The organism is Acinetobacter sp. AOR18_HL (genome assembly GCF_027855145.1).
GTDB lineage: Bacteria > Pseudomonadota > Gammaproteobacteria > Pseudomonadales > Moraxellaceae > Acinetobacter > Acinetobacter pittii.
On sequence record NZ_JAKTIG010000061.1, the window covers coordinates 158,935 to 178,569 of the forward strand.

General features: G+C 41.5%; 16 protein-coding genes. 5 read left to right on the forward strand and 11 right to left on the reverse strand.

The window, feature by feature from the left end; genetic code table 11:
• Together MKL51_RS15950 and MKL51_RS15955 are read right to left on the reverse strand one after the other, a co-directional pair.
• On the reverse strand, positions 1-1,914 hold the full coding sequence (locus MKL51_RS15950) for an esterase/lipase family protein (protein WP_005803059.1): 1,914 nt from the start codon (positions 1,912-1,914) through the stop codon (positions 1-3).
• A 148-nt stretch (positions 1,915-2,062) separates the two neighbouring features.
• The gene (locus MKL51_RS15955; protein WP_005803061.1) at positions 2,063-2,770 is read right to left on the reverse strand and encodes a YoaK family protein; all 708 of its coding nucleotides are present in this window, start codon (positions 2,768-2,770) and stop codon (positions 2,063-2,065) included.
• Between the two features lie 321 nt (positions 2,771-3,091).
• Here MKL51_RS15955 and MKL51_RS15960 point away from each other — a divergent pair, with 321 nt between their 5' ends.
• Positions 3,092-3,367 carry a hypothetical protein gene (locus MKL51_RS15960; protein WP_000061143.1) on the forward strand — a complete coding sequence of 92 codons (276 nt, stop codon included), beginning with the start codon at positions 3,092-3,094 and terminating at the stop codon, positions 3,365-3,367.
• 2 nt (positions 3,368-3,369) lie between these two features.
• On the opposite strand, the gene MKL51_RS15965 is transcribed toward MKL51_RS15960, so the two are convergent.
• The 9 genes from MKL51_RS15965 to MKL51_RS16005 form a co-directional block, all read right to left on the reverse strand.
• Positions 3,370-3,810 carry a YbaN family protein gene (locus MKL51_RS15965; protein ID WP_005803063.1) on the reverse strand — a complete coding sequence of 147 codons (441 nt, stop codon included), beginning with the start codon at positions 3,808-3,810 and terminating at the stop codon, positions 3,370-3,372.
• A gap of 28 nt (positions 3,811-3,838) precedes the next feature.
• Positions 3,839-4,438 carry a biliverdin-producing heme oxygenase gene (locus MKL51_RS15970; RefSeq protein WP_005803065.1) on the reverse strand — a complete coding sequence of 200 codons (600 nt, stop codon included), beginning with the start codon at positions 4,436-4,438 and terminating at the stop codon, positions 3,839-3,841.
• Between the two features lie 32 nt (positions 4,439-4,470).
• Positions 4,471-5,391, reverse strand: a complete 921-nt coding sequence (locus MKL51_RS15975; protein WP_005803067.1) for an energy transducer TonB — start codon at positions 5,389-5,391, stop codon at positions 4,471-4,473.
• Between the two features lie 10 nt (positions 5,392-5,401).
• On the reverse strand, positions 5,402-6,892 hold the full coding sequence (locus tag MKL51_RS15980; protein WP_430623043.1) for a surface lipoprotein assembly modifier: 1,491 nt from the start codon (positions 6,890-6,892) through the stop codon (positions 5,402-5,404).
• A gap of 78 nt (positions 6,893-6,970) precedes the next feature.
• Positions 6,971-7,762, reverse strand: a complete 792-nt coding sequence (locus tag MKL51_RS15985) for a Slam-dependent surface lipoprotein (RefSeq protein WP_002041986.1) — start codon at positions 7,760-7,762, stop codon at positions 6,971-6,973.
• A gap of 190 nt (positions 7,763-7,952) precedes the next feature.
• A complete protein-coding gene (locus MKL51_RS15990; protein WP_005803072.1) occupies positions 7,953-11,126 on the reverse strand; it encodes a TonB-dependent receptor domain-containing protein in 3,174 nt (1,057 codons plus the stop codon).
• A gap of 139 nt (positions 11,127-11,265) precedes the next feature.
• On the reverse strand, positions 11,266-12,282 hold the full coding sequence (locus MKL51_RS15995; RefSeq protein WP_005803074.1) for a FecR family protein: 1,017 nt from the start codon (positions 12,280-12,282) through the stop codon (positions 11,266-11,268).
• On the reverse strand, positions 12,283-12,804 hold the full coding sequence (locus MKL51_RS16000) for a sigma-70 family RNA polymerase sigma factor (protein ID WP_005803076.1): 522 nt from the start codon (positions 12,802-12,804) through the stop codon (positions 12,283-12,285).
• Positions 12,805-12,940: 136 nt separating this feature from the next.
• On the reverse strand, positions 12,941-13,831 hold the full coding sequence (locus MKL51_RS16005) for a LysR family transcriptional regulator (protein ID WP_005803078.1): 891 nt from the start codon (positions 13,829-13,831) through the stop codon (positions 12,941-12,943).
• A 187-nt stretch (positions 13,832-14,018) separates the two neighbouring features.
• Between MKL51_RS16005 and MKL51_RS16010 the strand changes: the two genes are divergently transcribed.
• From MKL51_RS16010 to MKL51_RS16025, 4 genes are all read left to right on the forward strand, one after another.
• Positions 14,019-14,963, forward strand: coding sequence for a dihydrodipicolinate synthase family protein (locus MKL51_RS16010; protein ID WP_000050879.1), 945 nt, complete (start codon positions 14,019-14,021; stop codon positions 14,961-14,963).
• 172 nt (positions 14,964-15,135) lie between these two features.
• Positions 15,136-16,521, forward strand: coding sequence for an MFS transporter (locus tag MKL51_RS16015; RefSeq protein WP_005803081.1), 1,386 nt, complete (start codon positions 15,136-15,138; stop codon positions 16,519-16,521).
• A gap of 78 nt (positions 16,522-16,599) precedes the next feature.
• Positions 16,600-17,946, forward strand: coding sequence for an OprD family outer membrane porin (locus MKL51_RS16020; protein ID WP_005803083.1), 1,347 nt, complete (start codon positions 16,600-16,602; stop codon positions 17,944-17,946).
• A 751-nt stretch (positions 17,947-18,697) separates the two neighbouring features.
• Positions 18,698-19,635 (forward strand): IS30-like element ISAba125 family transposase (locus MKL51_RS16025; RefSeq protein ID WP_079396101.1); only part of this gene is annotated, 938 nt, incomplete at its 3' end.

Below are 19,635 nucleotides of genomic sequence, written 5' to 3' on the forward strand. Positions count from 1 at the left end.
CTACTTTGAAGACTGCGACTGCTTTAAATGCAATCGTAAAATACGGCGTAATTCTAAAATTGCCTCAGGGCTAGTTTGAATCGAATGGCCACCTTTAATGATCAACTCAGACTGCTCCCCACCCAAATGCGAACTTTGATACGGTACAATCCCATCACTGCTTTTTAACTTATCAGTTGTCCGATTAATATTACCCATAATTGAGTGATAGACCACTTGTGGCGATGGTTGAATGGCTTGAGTCAACTGCATGAAGTTAGAAGAGCGACTTAAATTACTCGCCCCATTTTCAATTAAGCCTTTTCTGAGTTTTGTATTTTTCTCATCTCTCATTTCAACTGCAATAAAAAAATCAGCTGGCAAACGAATGATACGGCGGGCAATTTGGGTAAACCATCGATCAGCGTAGTCTGTACCATGATGCGGTGCCGAAACAAAAACAACTCGATTAAAATATGGCAAAGCCTTGAACTGAAAACGCTCACGAATTACCGGATTTTCTTTTAAACGATTTAACTGCGCTTCATTCATTTTTTGTATGGCTTGCTCTGAAATATCGGCATTACTCACCAGTAAACGGCTAATCACACCGCCCATACTATGCCCGACCAACACTGCATCGTGTGCCGCATAACTGTCTTTCGCAATGTTTTGAAAAGCCTGATTCAACAATGAATAAATCTGAAAACGACTTTCAAAAATCGGCATATTGGTTGAATAAAACACCTGCCAAACCTGATAGTTTTTCCTTAATTCAGCATCGCCCATAATGTCATTGGTTAGGCTCACCCATGCCTCTGGGCTACTTGCTAAACCATGAACAAACACAATAATTTTCTTATTTGGGTTAAAAGGTTCCAGCATATATAAATGCGGCATGATTAAATTGGCTTCTTTATTAATTAAAGACCAATAACCTGCCGCACCTAAATTATATTTCGACAACCAAAGCCCATAAGGAGCCGAATAGTTTGCAGTCAGTGGATAGTCCACACCTTCAATTTTTACACGGTCTTGTCGATATGGATCGAACATTGAAATTTCTAACTCTGCCCCAGCAATGACCTGATCGGCTGTGGCTTTTTGTTTTGGATATGCAATGGCAGTAGCTGGAAAGAAGCGTGGTAAGTGAATATTAGGATTGGCTTGGTGAGCATAAAAATTATCGGGGTCTAAAATGAAGCCGTGATTCACATCATTTTCTTTACGCCCAACAATAAACTCTGCCCCCAAACCATCCTTACGGTTAACGGTATTAAAACCAGAAAAGTTCATGTTATAGCTTGAGCGAAAAGTATCGACTTCTATTTTTTGTACATCTAACGCGTGGTCAAAATTGACGTGGTACTCATGCCCATTTGCTTTCAGCAATGGCGGAAAACGATGTGTATTTAAATGATTAAAATACGTGGTCATAAGCTTTGACAAGGCGACGTTATAAAAAATACGTACCTGATTTTGGCGATGGTCAAACACCCGATCAAACGGCGACTCTTCAGAATCAAATAAATAGACATAACTATAGCGCAAGCTTTTATCGAACAGCGCTAACTCTTGCTCAACGCAACTCTTACTTTTATTAATAACATGACACTGGCTACTACGCCCGACATCTAAAGCTTTTGCCAAGTAAATTTCACTCAGCGCAGCATAGCGTTCTTCTCGGCTACTATTTTCGGACAAGCTCTGAATTTTCTTTAAACAATCATCAAAATTTTGCAGGCAAGTTTTTTCATCTTCTTTGACCAAATACAGTAAGTTTTGGGTTTGATGACTTAAGGTGCCGTCGGTCAAAATACTTTCATTCTTACTTTTTAAAGCATTGCTTAAATTACTTTCTTTTAAATGAATGACCTGACAACCACTGAGCAAAGCCATTATTGTTATGATTGAATAATGGTAAGACTTTGTCATTCTGCCTTCCTTAATCGAATGTATTCCCCATCTGGTCATTATGCCTGTAAAGCAATGAACGAACAATTTCGACTCCGCTTCCGTCTTCCTTTATTTCAAAAAAAAGCCTGAACTCATTTTAATTCAGGCTTTTTGTTATTTTTTCAAATCAAGCTTGGTTGAACTTTTGCTTTGAAGCTAAATAAGAGAAATACAAAATTGGTAAGATAAACGGCGCTACACTCCAGAAATCAAAATAGACATAGAGGATCGCTCCCAAGAAAGCACCAATCACAAAACCAATTACAATACTGGCACTTTTTAGAAAGCTGGCCCGATTGGCTGCATTATTGTTTTTAAGTAAGTTGGCAATATCAATCCCAAGCTGGGTAGTGTTGCCTGTCATCATAGTGCTTGGGCTAATATTTTTAATAAGGGTTTTGCTTGAAGTATTACGAATAGCCAAAGCAATTAAACCCAGTCCTCCTGTTACTGCAACTGTTAGCGCATCCGGATCTTTAAATGGCTCGAAGTAAAGCCCTGCCACCATAAAGGCACATAGAAAAATAGCTTCAAATAAAAATAAATAAGACAGCGTTTTGTGCTTGACCTGACTGCGGTCAATCAACAGTTTGGTAATGACAACAGTCAAAATAAATAGTGGAATTGCTGCGAGCTTTATCCATAAACCAGAGCCACCTTTAACCCATGCTGCCCCTGCCAACACTAAGTTTCCCGTCACATGCGCGGTGAAAAAGCCAAACAATGCAATAAAGCCAATAGTATCAATTGCTCCACCCACCATGGTAAGTAAAACAGGATCTCGACATATTGCCCAGGTACTTTCTGTGTCTTTTTTAATTGGGGTATCTGTCATAAAAAATATCCTGTTAAATTAAAACTTTAAAGTAAGCAAGTTGTATATAAATGATTTAAAAATGAATAATACTAAAGCGTTTATGAAAGCAAAAAATCATGTAAAAAAATAGGGTGCGTAATGTCGTAACACTGTCTTTAAAATGGCAACAATCAAAATTGACTATTTTTAAAACACTAAACTGTTCTCCTCCTCAAATCAATTTGACCTCCAAAACTGTTCTAACTATGATGAAGCCGCTAGTTGACATCAACTGGTTTTGGACCTGAAAAAGTTATGCCAAAATATGGATAATCAATAACAACAATCACGAGTAGATATATGTCACTTTATAATTTTTCAGTTTTTTTAGGGGGATTATTATTTGTATCTGTTGCCTTCGCGGGTCAAAAAAACAGTCCTCATCGTGATTTCTATTTGAAATGTATTGCTGCTGGTCACAGCCGTGCAAGCTGTACATGCATTTATCATCGTTTAGAACGCCAATACTCCCCTAAGCTCATGCATAAACTTGGAAGTTTGAGTTTACAAAGTCCTGAAATACCGCGTGATTTTGTAAAATCCATGATGCGTACCATGCAAAAATGCCAGTCATAATTTTATTTTTTAAGCCACATCCACGCCAATACCCCAGCCATACATAAAATTGCTGGATAGACAAACCACGGATGCGGAATGGTCCAAATCATCAGTCCCGCAGCCAGACTCATACTTAAGGTCGAGATGTATTTCGCCTTTTTGGGAATACGACGATGTTCTTGCCACTCACGAATGAGTGGGCCGATATAGCGATGATTTCGAAACCATTGATGGAGTTTTTCAGAACCTCGAGCAGCAAAGAAAACCGCCAAAATCATAAAGTCGACAGTGGGTAAACCCGGAATAAAAATACCCAATATGCCAAGCGCAATACACAACCAAGCCAAACCAATAAACACCCAACGTGCCCAAACAGAACGGGAAAGCTTACTGACTGGTTGAGCGGGTGCTAACGACTGCTCATGTTTTACGATTACATTTACTTGATTGAGTTTATCCATATCGGGTATTCCCTTTATCCACTTTTTATTATTTCAATTCATCAAGCTGATCAAGCGCTTGACCAAAATATCCAAAGGCATCTAACGCTCCTTGAACAACTCGGTCTTGCTGGGTTTGGTCAAAGCCTGCTTCATCAAGTGCTTGTACAAAACGTTTCCAAACTTTAGCGCGCCCTTCGGGATAGGCCGCTAAATTACGCGCAGCAAACGTTTCAGAAAAACCTAAATGCTTTTGAGCTTCTTTAAATAAAAATGCAGCCCCTAAAGTTGAACCTTCAGACACATAAATCCAGCCTAAAGCTTCGGGTAGCTGTACGTTTTCACTCTGTAATTGCTGCCCGTTGGGTTGAATACCCAAATCATTTAAATCGGCAAGTGCTTGTTTTGAGCGGCCACGAATGTCTAAGTCTGGAATCAGGCCTGCTACCCCTTCTTTCTCAAAAAGATGTTCAATTTCACGCTGAAAGTAATATTGAGACAACGTAAATTGCGCGTATTTTTCTTTACTTGAAAACACCTTTGCCTCTGACATTAATTGATGCATACGTTCGTGTTCAGCAGCAGTTTCTTGTTTCAAACGTAAAGACAAGCTGTTGCTAATGATTTGGTCTGTAGATGAGTTCATCATCTTTCTCCTGCAAAATGGATATCGCTCATCGGTTAACGGCCCCGATTGAGTTTGAGTTGGACTGGAAAATCCACAACAATGGTCACGGCTCGACCGTTAATTTTGTGGGGTTTAAATCTGGATTTACGTGTAGCTTGCATGACCCGTTCATCAAGGCTTTGAATGCCTGAACTTTGACGTAATTGGATGTCAATTGACTGCCCTTTTTCATTAATGCGAATTCGAAGCTCAACCAAACGATTTTGTTGTTTTAACTCGCGGTCATCGTAGTCAAGCCCGCCAAAACTCAGCACATCCACACTACTCACCTGAACAACATCATCGTGTTCAACTTGAGTGCTCGGTGCTTTGGAATATTCTTGCTGCATTGCGGGTGTTTTGATACCGCCACTTTTGGTTTCGCTATTGGTGTTTTGTAGCAAATGCTCAGTTTGCGTTTGTTCAAGGTCTGTCGAACTCAGTTTTTTATCGTTATGAGCCACTCGCCTTTCTGTAGGCTGCGCTGCTTGAGACGAAGCTAGATTGTTTAAAGTCATTTTGGGTTGTACTTGCTGTTTGTCATTTAAATTATTTTGCACAACCTCTTTAGGGGCAGCTTTTGACACTAATGTTTGGACATTGGTAGGCGATTTTTTTGATTCTTCAGGTACTGAAGAGACTGAACTGTTTAACGTAGATTGAGGCGTTACACTTTTTTTAGGTTGGCTTTCGATCTTTTCAGCCGATGGCTTTTTAGCAGGCGCCAATGACACAAAACTTACTTTTAAGGCATCTACTTTGGGTGTTGCTTTAAAAGTATAAGGTTCAATTAAATGACTCAGCATCCAGACAGCAAATACATGCAGTCCAATCACCACCACTACGGTTAAGCACTTATAAAAGTGCTTCGGCCCTTGTGGTAAAGGCAACATAACCATCGGCTTATGTGTAGGGAATAAAGATTTTGATTTCATGGCTTATTCCCTAAAAACGATGCTCAAGCTTGAGACTAATGTTGTGTTTATCGTAGGAATACAGCCAATCAACATTGCTTTTATTATGGTTATAGCGATAGGTTAAATTAGGCGTCATGCCATAAAACTCAAAGCGCGGCATTTGCACAACAAGGGTATAGTTTTGTTCAAAATCATGACGACGAGCTAAGAAAGTTTCTGCGTATTTATCAAACAGGCGCCAACGATAAGAACTCAGCAAAGTGGTATTAAATCCTGTACTCCAAGATTTGCTTAAGCCCAATCGCACACCTTGCTGTTGGTAGGCAGCCATGTATTTTTCTTGGGTCGAATGGTCGAGCACATCTAGACCACCAAAAAAAGTCCACTGGTCTGGAAAAATCTTCCAGAAAGTAGCAAAAGCTGAGCTTTCTACCCCATCTAGGGTTTTATATTTCTGATAATTTAAATCTTTACTCTCAGCCTCAAGCTTGAAAGCTTTATCTGCAGAGATAAAATGCATCCACTCGGCACGCGCACCCCAGGCATTGTAAAGACCATCATTGCCATAACGTTTATGTTCAAATAGCGGACTCACCCCAATTTGATTTTTTAAGTCAAAGTAGCTGTAGCCTGCATTAATGTTAATGGTAGATTCATTAAATGCCGCGTGGTCGTTATAGGACTGTCCAAACGCCAGTGCACGTAAAGCCATGCCATGATGCCCCTTAATCGCATAGCGTTTAATCAGACTGGCTTCGTAATCTAACCCCGTTGCCGATTCAGCTTTAGGGGTCCCACGGGTAACTTGCTCAATTGGGATAATATTACCGTCACTATCTTTGCCATAAAGCGTCCATGTTTTGCTTTGTTCAGACGAACTATTTAAATTACTAACATAGGTATAACCCGCTGAAATCGAGCCTTGCCAAGAGTCTCGTTTTTTTAATGCTTGGACAAAGGTATTCACTGTTGTTAAAACCCCAGAAGGAATAACAGCGGGATCACTTTGTTTCAGTTGGTCTTGAATGGAAATAAAAAGGCGTGCTGCTTCCTTATTTTTCTGTTGTTCAAACAGCACGCACGCTAACTCAAGTTCACAAATTAAATTATGAGGTTGTTGTTTTAAGCTGCTTTGAAATTTTTGTTCAGCCAATTTCAGTTGACCCTGAGAACGTGCAACTGCCCCTTCGGCAAAGTCGGTTAAAGCCCGATCGTAGCCAACATATTTTTTATAATGTTCTAAATAAACCGTGGCTTTGAGCCACTGTTTTTGCATGACTGCCAAATATAACGCCTTGGCAAGATCATTCGGATTTTGCTCAACACTATATTCTTGTCCATTAATTTGAAGTTTTGGTAATTGCTCGGTACTACGAATGGTTCCCTGCTCGTGAAACTGGCGCTGTTCTTGTAAAAGTGTTTGGTCCAAGCTTTGATTGAGACGAAGCTGTGTGTCTTCGTCGGCATATAAAAATGGACAACTCAACAATGTCAGACAGCACAAAAGCGTTCGTTTCATAAAACAATAAACCTGAAGCAACCAAGCAAAAGCCCAAAAACAAAAGGAACCTACATATTTAGATTCCTTTTGCATTGATTAATTTTTAGCACCGCCAAATGCAGTGTTGTAAGACACGTTATCAAACTGGGCAATACCCGCTAAAGCCGAAGCATTTGCACCGAAGAATTGACCTTGAACTACACCAGAGTTGTCGACACCAGCCGTACCATTAGCCGTTGCCAAACCTGCAAACGCAGCAGTACCTGGGTTAAATGCCACACCATCTAGGCTTAATGATGAAACAGCCGTACCAGTTCCTGTAAGCGTTCCTTCAAGTGTACCAGCGCCATAATTTGCCGTGAACGTACCACTTAACAGATTGCTTCCAGAACCGTTAATCCCTGCAACGGTATAGGTTGCAGTACCCGCGGTTGGAACAGTGGTATTGGTGTTATCACCCGCGTAGTAAACGGTATGGCTCGCGCTTGCCGGCGTGTCGCCCGCTTTCCACCATTCACCAAAATAGACTTCCTGTGTGCCCACCTGACCAAAGTTAAAATTACCTAATGCACTGTGTGAAGGTGGCATTGCAGACACTGGAATATGTGAAATATTAAAGGTTTTGCTGCCAACCGTTACATTGGTGTTACTCGTTCCCTGAGCAGCAAAAGCCTGAGCCAAACCTTTTAACGAACTAAAACCTGTAAAAGCGTTATATGGTGCACCCGCAGCTTGAACCGACACCGCTGCTACACCACCCGGATGGCTTGCATTGGCAGCAGCACCGATTTTGATGTTACTTTCATTACTCGAAATACCATCAATTCCTGCATAAGCAAATGCAGTTGAACAAGCAACGAGACCCAAGAACAATTGAGAGATTTTCATTTGTTGTTACTCCATCTTTTTTAAAACTAAGTTATTGTTTAATTTAAAATAACGATTTCGCTATTTTTTAGTTTATTGAGTAGGCCCAGCTGCAAACCTACTCTCTTCTTGTAAATAATAATCATTCAAACTTATTATTTACCGTTACCTGACTCCCATTTATGTATGTGTAGAGGGAATCAAATTCTGTTTAAAATTTGGTGGTCCAACTAATTTTCATCGTTCGGCCGGGTGCGGCCATGGCACTACGAGTTAAAGGATCGATATAAAACTGGTTAGAAAGATTACTGCCGACAAACTCAACCGTGTTGTAGTTATCGAACTGATAACGCGCATAGGCATCAAAAATCCACGTGTCATCCCAAGCCAAAGGCACATTGAGGTAATAGCCTTTATTGACGCTAGCATCATTGTTTTTGCGTAGCGGGCTTTCATAAGCTTTATAGAATGTTGCGCGTGCACCGAGCTCTAACTTTTCATCAAAAAAGCGTGCGCCAAGCAAACCGTGGAAACTCAGTTCAGGAGTGGCCATTGTTACCAAGTAGCCATTTGGGAAACCGTCATCGACACAACGCTGATACGGTTCGCGGAACTCAAGGCCCTGCTCGGTTTGAACCGTGCCGCCTAAAATCATTTTGTTAATGGCACTATTGGTGTCACATACTTCATTTTTTAAGTTATAGGCCACGCTCAAGTCTGTGAAAAAACCGCCATTATCAAAACGACTTTGTAACTCTAGACCTGATAGCTTTTGCTCATCCATATTGGTAAAAATAAGGTTTTGGTCACGCTCAATCACATTTTTGGTTTTGTTGTAGTAATAGGCGAGCTTAATGTCGGCATTGCGCGCTGTGCTAAACCAATCACGCATGTCATAGACATACCCTACTTCGTAGTTAAAAGCGTGTTCAGGTTTGATTGCTTGATATGGCAACATGGCAGAAAAACCGACAGTGCTTTCAAACAAACTTGGTAAGCGATATTCCTCTGCATAGCGTGCATAGATTCTGCTGTTTGGCGTAAGGTGAATTGAGGCACCTAACTGCGGTGCCCAGCCGCTATCTTTAACTTTGTCGGCAGACTCAACTGGAACTTGGTCTACCACCGACATAAAATTCCCGCCAGTTACGACGTACTTTTGGCCAGAGGCATTGAGCTGGTTTAAAGGATTATCGGCAAGCGACAATTGCCCATTCGCATCGGCTTTCCAGGTCAGCGTATTTTTCTGTGACCAGATCATGTTATATAAAGTGCTCTCAGATGCAGGTACAGTGTCGAGCTGCCCATCCCAATCAGGATTTTTTGTGGCATAACGCTGTTTTAAAACATTGATTAAACGCTGCTGAGTCGAGGTGTAACTCTCAGGCATGGTCTGATATTCAAAGGTATATTCTTTAAGCCTACTTTTTTTGGTAAACAGCGGATTTAAACTCGGGTCAATCTCGCTCTGCAAAGACTTATTTAAAAAGTCATCAACAGCCCAATATGAACGATAACGCATGCCCGCATCAAAACTTAACCAAGATAGCGGTCTATAATTAAAGTTAAAGTCGAATGTTTTTTCCTCACGGCGCCCTGCTCGTGGCAATGCTTGATAGAGCGAATAACTTGGGCCAAATTCGCCATATATATCGTCAGATGTCAGCTTTTCTTTTAAGAAACTTCCACCGAGTGTCAAATCAAGCTGGTCTAACAAACGGGTTTTATTGCTGACCGTAATGCCTTTACGCGTATTGTCAGAATGGCTTATCGCCGTGTTAATAATGGTGTTATCTCGAAAATCGATTGTGGTTGGCCATCCACCACGTGTGTAGGTCTGGCTTTCGGTGTCGGTTTGCCAAATGTTGGCGTAGAAATCAATCCAGCGATTATTCTCAGGCTTAAACTTATATTCGAAGCTATAAGCTTTAAAGTGAATATTGCTTAAAGGCCACTGCGGAACACCCAAGTCAGGCGTAATGCCCCAAACAATTCGAGATGGCATAATTTCACCAAAAATATTTTTGGTATCTCGGTAGGTCAGTTTAAGAGTCTGGTTATCGGTTGGGCGATAGGTCCCTTTTAACAACCACGACTCCATATGGCTTGAAGTGTTGGGAACTTCATCTCCCGGTTGATAGGCATAGGCAAAGTAAGGAATAAAATCGAGGCTACTGTCTGGCGTCGCTCGTTTATAGTAGCCCGCGCCATGTGTACCCGAAAAATAGTTGCCGCGCTCACGTACTGCATAAACTGCCAGTAAATCGAATTTGTCTTGCTTGGTGGCAATTGCCAGTCGGCCCGCTAAGTCATCGCCCGAAAAATGAGAGTTATCACTTCTGGTCCGGTTCTTTTTATAAATATCGGGGTCATATTTTGACCCGTTCATGTCGATCCAAGGCGTTGTGGCATCGTAGTTTTGGCCCACTTTACTCATATCTGGCAAAGATGGATCGATTGAGTTAGTTGAGCCTTCTACTTTTAACTCTGCACCAAAAGACTTACCCGGACGAACAATGTCATCGGCCTCTAGCGTTTTAACTACCACACCACCACCTACAGAAGTTGTCGTATTGCGCTCTAAAGATGGGCCTTTAATGACTTCAATGCCCGCAATGAGATTGGGGTCGATATAGTTTCTGTTATTTACCCCGTTGTAGCCACGCCACACGGCAATCGACTGTTCAGTGCCATCAATAGTTAAAGGCACACGACCAACACCCTGCACACCACGTACACTTGGGTCGAGTGCGCCACTGTTACGGGCATCACCGCTATAGACTCCCACCATACCTTGTAAAACATCGGCTGGGTTGGTTCCTTTAAAGCGTTCGACATAGTCTTTGCCCGCATAGACCGAAGAACGGTTTGCGTCATAAACTTTGTTATAGCCTTCTGTGTCACGGTCTTCTTTGCCGTACACCACAATTGGCGTAAGTCGTACCGACGCATCTTCTTCAATTACAGCACTACTTGGCGGCAGACTAGCGGTCTGGACCTTAGCGGGAGTGACTCGCGGCATAGATTTTTTGGTGAGTGTGTAGCCCTGCCCAACTTTTACAGCATTAAATTCGGTTGCTTTTAAAAGCTGCTCAAAACCTTGTTCGACTGCAAAGTTACCTTTTAAGCCTAGGCTATGTAGCCCTTGGAGTTGTTGGGCATCCATTGCAATTGAAGTACCCGATTGTTCGGCAAACTGATTCAGTACGTTAGCAAGACGGCCCGCAGGAATGTTATAGCTTTTAACCCCAGCTGTTTCTGCATAAGCCTGCTGCATAGGAAGTACAACAAGCCCACCCATCGACACAGCATGTATTGCAAACGCCAGTGTTGAGAATCGAAAAATCGATCGATTCCGCTTTTGCCCTGTTCCCGCTTTTTTCATTTGCCCCGCCCCAGTAAATCGTAATAAGAATCATTCAATACAACAAATTAAAATGATCCATATTTATTGCTTCTACTTACTATGACGAACGACTTTCAAAAAAGTGGAACCTAAAATCGAAAATAAATTTAATTTTTTATTATTTTAAAGAAACCATGACCACAAACGGCGTGATTTGCTTAATTTTCAGGTCTGGAAAAACCGTAGCCAAAAGCTTAAGCGATTCTGTGGTTTGGTCTAAAGGTAATACCGCATTGACCCGCACGTGTTGCAGTGCCGCATCATTAAAAATAATTTTGCCTTTGTAGTTGCGGTCTAGCTCTTGTAACACTTGATTCAGCGGCAGGTTTTCTACCATAAGCTGATGCTTTTGCCATTTTTGTTGTTCGTTATAAACATTCAGTTCAGGCAATTTTTGTACGCCATTTTGGTCCATTTTAATGGCTTGACCTGCCTCGACAATAGCCTGACGAGTAGCGTGCAATTGAGTGGTTTTAACTTGCGTGGCTTCTACTTTTACCTTCGAGTGCAACATGTTGAGTTCGGTTGCCGAAGGGTCATAACTGACGCTAAAAGCTGTGCCGAGTGCCTGAATTTGTCCATGACTGGTTTTGACCAAAAACGGTCTAGTTTTATCTTTGGCAACATCGACATAAATTTGACCTTGCACCAACTCAACCACTCGCTGGTTGGTTTTAAAATCAAGATTGACTGCGCTTTTACCACGTAAAATTAAACGTGAACCATCTGGTAAGGTTTGCGTGGTCCACTGCCCCGATTGTCCTTGAATATCGGCAGTCACATAGGCCACAGTGGTGTCAGTTAAATAAAATAACGCCCCACTCATGGCAACAAACACAACGGCAAAAGCTGTTCCTGCCCGCAAATGTTTATAGGCTTTGCCTGAGTTTAGGCCAGCTTTAAGGGCAACTTTAGTGACTTTTTTATGTCCGCTGGTTTGGGAAAGTTTTTGAATTGACCCAATGCACTGTTCAATATCGGCAGCCACTTGACGGTGTTGCTCACTGGTTTTTTTCCACTCTTCAAATTTTTGCTTGGCGTTTTTTCGTGAGCTTTCATCATCCGAACTCAGTTGAACAATCCAATGCGCGGCTTCTTCAACCAACTGGTGATGTTTGCTTTTATCCATGGCCATTTAAATGCAAGCGTCCATGTCTTGTCGGTTTTGGTAGCACTGAATTAAACAGCTCGCCAAATATTTTTGAATCATTTTGGTCGACACATTTAAACGCTCGGCAATTTCTTTATGGGTATAGCCTTCGAGATAATGCAAAATAAAAGCTTGCTGTGCTTTATCAGAAACTCCTTCGAGTGCTTTACAAAGCTGGTTAATCGCTTGAATAATTTGCATTTGGTCTTCGGGTGACGCCACTGCATCAAGCATATATTCCATTTGACTCAAGCCATCTAAATAAGCTTGTTCAATGCGTTTACGGCGCACTTGGTCAATGAGCAGATTTTTAGCAATCGAGGTTAAATAAGCACGCGGTTCCTTAATGCCGAATAGCTCGTCTCGGGTTTGTAGCAGTTTAATAAATATGTCCTGAACCAGATCTGCGGCCTGATCAGTATTACCTAATTTTTGTCTCAACCATTGGTGAAGCCAGCTTTGGTGACTTCTATATAACTGATCTACAAGCAAAGAAGTTTTGTTCACAGCAATTGGACTCAAAACAAGGAACCCACAAATGATAATAATTATCATTTAAACAAGTCAAGCAATAATTCAAGTAAAACTTAAATCACTGTTTAATAAATTGAATTAATTATCCGCTCGCTTTGCTGCACTTTTCTTAAAGCAAATCGGCAAGATTTCTAATTTCTTCCATTACCGCCTTACACGCAGGTGTTAAATAGCCGTGCTTAGAAATAGACAAAGAAATGTAGCGCTTGAGTGCGGGGTTAATAATTTTTGCGGCTTGAATTGAGGTGTATTGGCTGGCTTTTTTTAAAGCTTGCGGCCCCAGCATGGTGTACATGCGAGATTCGGAAACCAAATGCGTTTGTAAACTAATCGAGTCGGCCTCAAACACAATATTTAGCTCTACCCCATTTTCATAAGCCATGTGGTCTAAAAAATTGCGCCAGTTACTTGGCCTGCAAAACGTGACCAGTGGTAACTTACTTACCTCTTTAAAGTCGACTTCATTGGCCTGAGTTAACTCATCACCTTCGCATCCAACCAAATAAGTATCGGCTTCGGTAAGGTAAACATCGCCTTGTTTAGGCGTTGGATTAAAGGGATAAAGTATGGCTAAATCGACGCTGCCATCTTCAAGCCATTTTTCCAAATGCACCCCTTGCCCTTCACGCACCGACAGTTTAATTAAGGGATATTTCTCTTGAAGCACTTTATACAACGTTGATAACAATGGATGTGCAGTAGACGGCAAACTGGCAATGCGAACCGTCCCGATCGGTGTATCGGTCGAATGTAAAATTTCATTATTGAGTTGGTCGGTTACGTTTAGCCATGAACGAATTTTAGGAAGTAAATGCTGACCTAAATCGGTGAGTTCAACGCCGCGTCCAGTTCGGTTAAATAAACGACCACCACATTGCGCTTCAAGCTCGTTCATTTGCCGACTGATTTGCGGTTGGTTGGTGTTATGCAGCATCGCGACTTTGCTTAAGCTACCGAGTTCCACCGCGTCTAAAAATATTTTCCATAATTCATAATTCATCGATTCTTCCTAAATCGTAAATAGGCAGTATTTTGAGCCATACATTTTGAGTATAACTGAAATTCAAGAATTGGTAATTCCTACATAGCTCACCTATTTCTATACTCCAATCATGTTCTCTACAACACGATTTAAGTCAGATTAAGAACCAGAGAATATTTAATTACACTATATAGGAAGTACGATTATGAGTTTAGATTTACGTGGATTAACCCCAGCACCTGTGACTCCTTTTACCCGTGATGGACAAGTAGACCATAATGCAATTCAACGTTTAGGTTCATGGTTAGGCAGTATTGATGGTGTGAAAGGCTTGGTTGTTCTTGGGCATGCAGGTGAAGGAACATTCTTGTCGCAAAAAGAACAAATGCAGGTCATCGAAAGCTTTGTTAAATCGGTAGATGACAAAATTCCGGTAATCGCAGGGATTACACTCGAAGGTACTTCGGTTGCAGCAGAAGAAGCAAAACGTGCAGTCAGCGCGGGTGCTTCGGCAGGTTTGATTTACCCTTCACACGGCTGGTTGCGTTTTGGCTATCAAAAAGGCGCACCGCAAGACCGCTATAAAGCGATTTATGAAGAAAGTGGTTTGCCATCTATTTTATTCCAATATCCAGATGCAACGAAGGCCACTTACGACCTAGAGACTCTACTCGATATTTCTGCACAGCCAGGTGTGTTTGCCATGAAAAATGGTGTACGTAACATGCGCCGCTGGGATGTCGAAATTCCGATTATTCGCCGTGAACGTCCAGACTTACAGGTGTTGACATGCCACGATGAATATTTGCTTCACACCATGTTTGATGTAGACGGCGCTTTGGTTGGCTACGGCAACATTGCCCCTGAACTTTTAATTGAAATGATTAAAGCAGGCAAAGCCAAAGATTACGCCAAAGCACGTGCTATTCACGACCAATTATTACCAGTGACTCGCAATGTCTATCACCGCGGTTCACACATGGAAGGCACAGTCGCGCTTAAACATGCACTGGTTGCTCGCGGAATTTTGGACCATGCCACTGTGCGTTCGCCTCTGCTTCCACTGGCAGATGGTGCTGAGCAAGAAATTCATGATGCAATGCGTCAAGCTGGAATTGGCAAGGTCGATTTAACCCAAGCCGTTGCTTAAATTCTATTCGGGCTAGCATGTACGCTAGCCTTTTTTTCCTGTACGCTGCCTGAGGCCAAACATCGGGCATGTCTCTTAAAAACAATAATAAAAAGCATGCAAACTGTGGTGAACAGGTAGTGCGAAATAGAACAAAAAAACTACGAGGAATGTAGTAATAAGGAGATAGAAGATGACAAATCTAGCGGATGTAGAACAAATTAGTCATCATCAAAAAAATGCGGAAATTATTGCAAGACTTGAACGGTTACCCGTCACTGGTCGGTTGCAATTTATGCGAATTACCATTGGTATAGCGACTTTTTTTGACGCTTATACTGTTCTAGCAATTGCCTTTGCTTTACCCCAACTCATTACCGAATGGCACCTGACGCCTGCCTATGTCGGTGCGATCATTGCTGCGGGCTATGTCGGGCAACTGGTCGGTGCAATCTTTTTTGGTTCTCTTGCCGAAAAAGTCGGTCGTTTAAAAGTACTGTCTTTTACCATTTTACTGTTTGTGGCAATGGACATTTCCTGTCTGTTTGCGTGGAGCGGAATGTCGCTGTTAATTTTCCGTTTCTTACAAGGTGTTGGAACAGGTGGCGAAGTGCCTGTTGCGAGTGCCTACATTAACGAGTTTATTGGTGCAGAAAAGCGCGGTAAGTTTTTCTTGCTCTATGAAGTTTTGTTCCCACTTGGTCTTATGTTTGCAGGCATGGCGGCATTTTTCCTGATGCCAATTTACGGCTGGAAAGTCATGTTTATTGTGGGACTAATTCCATCTTTACTGGTCATTCCTTTACGGTTTTTCTTGCCTGAGTCACCACGTTGGCTTGCTTCCAAAGGCCGCTTTAAAGAAGCCGATCAAGTCGTCAAAAGCTTTGAAGACGGTGCCATCAAAAGCGGTAAAACTTTGCCTGAACCTGTGGTTAAAGAAATTAACCCGCAAGGCATGGCAAAAACCGACTGGCGCGAGCTGTTCCGTGGCATTTACCGCAAACGTACCTTTACCCTGTGGGGCATGTGGTTTTGCGTGTATATGGTGAACAATGCCATGGTGACTTGGCTGCCATCTCTCTACAAACAACACTTTGGTCTGTCGCTGCAAACCAGCTTAGGTTATGGCTGGATTACCTCGGGCGTGGGTGTGATTGCCTCTATTATCTGTGCGTTAATGATTGATAAAGTCGGCCGCCGCCCTTGGTACAGTGCAGCGTTTTTCTTGGCGATTATTCCACTCATGAGCCTCTCGGTTTTAGGCGCTAAATCGGCCATGGAAGTTGTAATTTTCGCAACGATTAGCTATGCCATTTTGCAGACCATTTCATTCTCTTTATACCTTTACGCTGCCGAACTTTACCCAACTCGCCTACGTGCGATGGGCATCGGGTTTAGTACTGCTTGGCTACGTGCCGGCTCTGCAATTGGGCCTGTTATGGTGGGTCTCGTAGTTGGTGGCTATGGCATTCAATATGTGTTTAGTGTGCTTGCCGTTGTGGCACTCATTGGTGGCCTTGTGACCTTCTTGTTTGCCATTGAAACCAAAGGCCAAGTGCTCGAAAAACTCTCTCCTTAATTCATCCATTTCATAAAAAGCTTGCCTAACCTCAGCGTTAGGCAAAGGGCTTATTCATGCTTAAAAAAGGAATTTAAAATGAATAAATATTTGCTATGGGGCTGTATTGGTTTAAGCAGCGTGAGCAACGCATATGCAGAGCTTCCTCAAGAATTTGGCAAGTTAGAATTAAAACTTAATACCCGTTACTGGAACGATGAAGGCACTGCCCACCCCACGCTTGCCAACCCTTCGCCTTCATCGAGTGAATATGAACAAAGTGCCTTAGGGCTTGAGTTAAATTATCAGTCACCTTACTTGTGGGACTGGCTTGGGGTAGATGGCTCACTCTATGCAGTCACCAAGTTGTTTGACTCTGGCAAGCCGAGCGCTCAGCTTTTAGAGGTCGAAAATAACGGCAAACTCGACCAAAACTTTGCAACTTTAGGCCAGTTCTACATCAAAGCAAAACTAGGCGATAAAGGCGAAATTAAATTAGGCCGCCAGTTACAAGACTCACTCTTGCTTAAAAGCACCAATAACCGCGCGGTGCCCGACACTTTTTCGGGTGCGAGTGGTCAGTTTCAACTGAATGATCAGCTACAAACTTACATGGCTTACTATGACCGCTGGAAACCGCGCAGCATGGACTCTTTTGAAAAACTGGTGACTGAAAATGATGAGCGCATTGATTATGTCGGTTTGCTTGGTGCCAAGTATCAATACAAAAACTGGAGCGTAAATGCTGAGTATTTAAATAGCAAAGATTATTTAAAAAAGTACGGGGCGATTGCTCAATATAAATTGCCCTTGCATGGCTTGGTGTGGACATTTAACACGGGTGCTCTTTTCTCGCGTGACGATGGCAAGCTGTTTAAATGCGGTGCCGAAACCGAGTTGGACTGTGTAAAAGGCCAAGACGTTAACAACCGTGGTAATGGTTATTTTGTAGATGTAAATGTGGCCAAGAATAATATTGAAGGGGGCATTGCCGTTTCAAAGTTTGATGGTTTTTGGATTGAAGATAACTTTGCCGTGCACTCCGCCCGCAACTCGGTTTTAACGCAAGACCACGGCACCAACCCGTTTCCGACCTCTGCTACCATTGGCCCTGACTTTACCAATAACGATGAAACCGCCGTTGCCCTTCGGTTGAAATATAACTGGAAAGACTATGTGAAAGGTTTAAAAACCGAAGCGAAGTATATTTATGGCTTTGGCGCTCACCAAAGTAACATCAGCAGTGATATTGAGGGTAAAGAGCGTTACTTTGACTTAACATTAAGTTATGCCTTGCCGTGGGTGAAAAACTTAGATGTGCGTTATTCATTTTTACATTATGAGTCAAAGTTTGAAAATGCAAACCTAGGTGAAAAAATAAATGGTATGTCTCGGAAAGATTGGGACCAGCACCGTGTATTTATTAATTACCGTTATACATTTTAAGAGCAGGCTAAACGTTTAGTTTAGCTTTATTATTTTTATTAATTTACGGCTTTAAATATATTAACTTTTGAGTTTAATTAAAATATAAATTTATATTTAAAATTTTTATAATATTTTATTTAAATTGAATTGACCTGTTAAAAACTTATGATTATTATGGTCCCGCTGGCCTACATTGCCAGTCGGTTTTGACAGACCGAGTATACAGCGTATCAGGTTTATACTTCCTGAGTATCAGACTTGTGCGCAACCTGCACCTCCCCCTTACCGTTGCGGTAGGACGGGAGGGGGACGCGCTTGCGCGTGCTGGTGTATACCCAGTCTGTCAACCCCTTCTCGTTCTACCACCCAAATCAATTGACGGTGATTTTTGGTGGTAGAGCTCCATAAATTTTTAGGAGTTAACCATGACCTTTTTTAGATTAATCCCCTCTCCCTTATAAACTTTTTATTTATTTAAAATTTGGGTTTTCTATTATCTAAATTTTCAAATTTATAAATTATTTTTATTTTAAAATTTAAGTCATTTTATTTTATTGCTTTTATAGGCAGGTTAACTATTGCCTTTAAAAAATGATTTTAAAACTTAAATTTAGCGGTTTATTTTTTCTCATTGATATATCCCCAATCATTACGAGAATAATATGAAATTTTATAAAACTATTTTGGTTTTAGGCCTTGTGATCGGTGATTACAGGGCAGAGTAAAACTTGAAGTGCGACATAAACCACCTAATTAATTTAAAGGGTTTATGGAGTATATAAAATTGTCATACCATCATCTTAACTTTGAAGATCGTACTGCATTAATGCTTGAGTCAAGAAAAGAAGGCTTTTCAGCCAGAAAATTTGCTGAACTCATTAAAAGACATCCTAGTACGATCTATCGTGAGCTTAAAAGAAATAGCATCAATGACGTTTATCAAGCTCGATATGCTTCTGATAACACCTTCGCTAGACGTAGACGTGGTCACAGAAAACTCAAAATCGATTCAATCCTCTGGAAATTTATTGTTGAAGCGATCCGTTGTTTATGGTCTCCTCAGCAAATAGCAAAGCGTTTAAAGACATTTCCTGATTTGGATCAAACAATGAATGTAAGCCATACAACGATTTATTCAACGATACGAGCATTACCCAAGGGTGAGTTGAAAAAAGACTTATTATCCTGTCTGCGTCATGAAAATAAAAAGCGAAAAGCTAACGGTGAACCTAAAAAAGATTCTATATTACAGGATATTAAAACTATTCATGAGCGCCCAGCCGAAGTTCAAGAAAGAAAAATACCGGGTCATTGGGAAGCTGATTTAATTAAAGGTAAAGACAATAAAAGTTCGATAGCAACACTTATTGAACGAAATACACGGCTCTGTATCTTGGCAACATTACCTGATGCAAAGGCAGAATCAGTGCGCAAGGCTTTAACTGAAGCTCTGAAATATTTACCTGCAGAACTGCGTAAAACGTTGACCTATGACCGTGGACGCGAGATGTCAGAACATAAAATACTCGAAGAAGATTTAGGCATAGATGTATATTTCTGTGACCCACATTCACCTTGGCAAAAAGGCACATGCGAAAATATGAATGGTTTAATTAGGCAATATTTACCTAAAGGGATTGATTTAAATCAGGCAGATCAGCATTATTTAAATCAAGTTGCCATGTCACTGAATACTCGTCCTAGAAA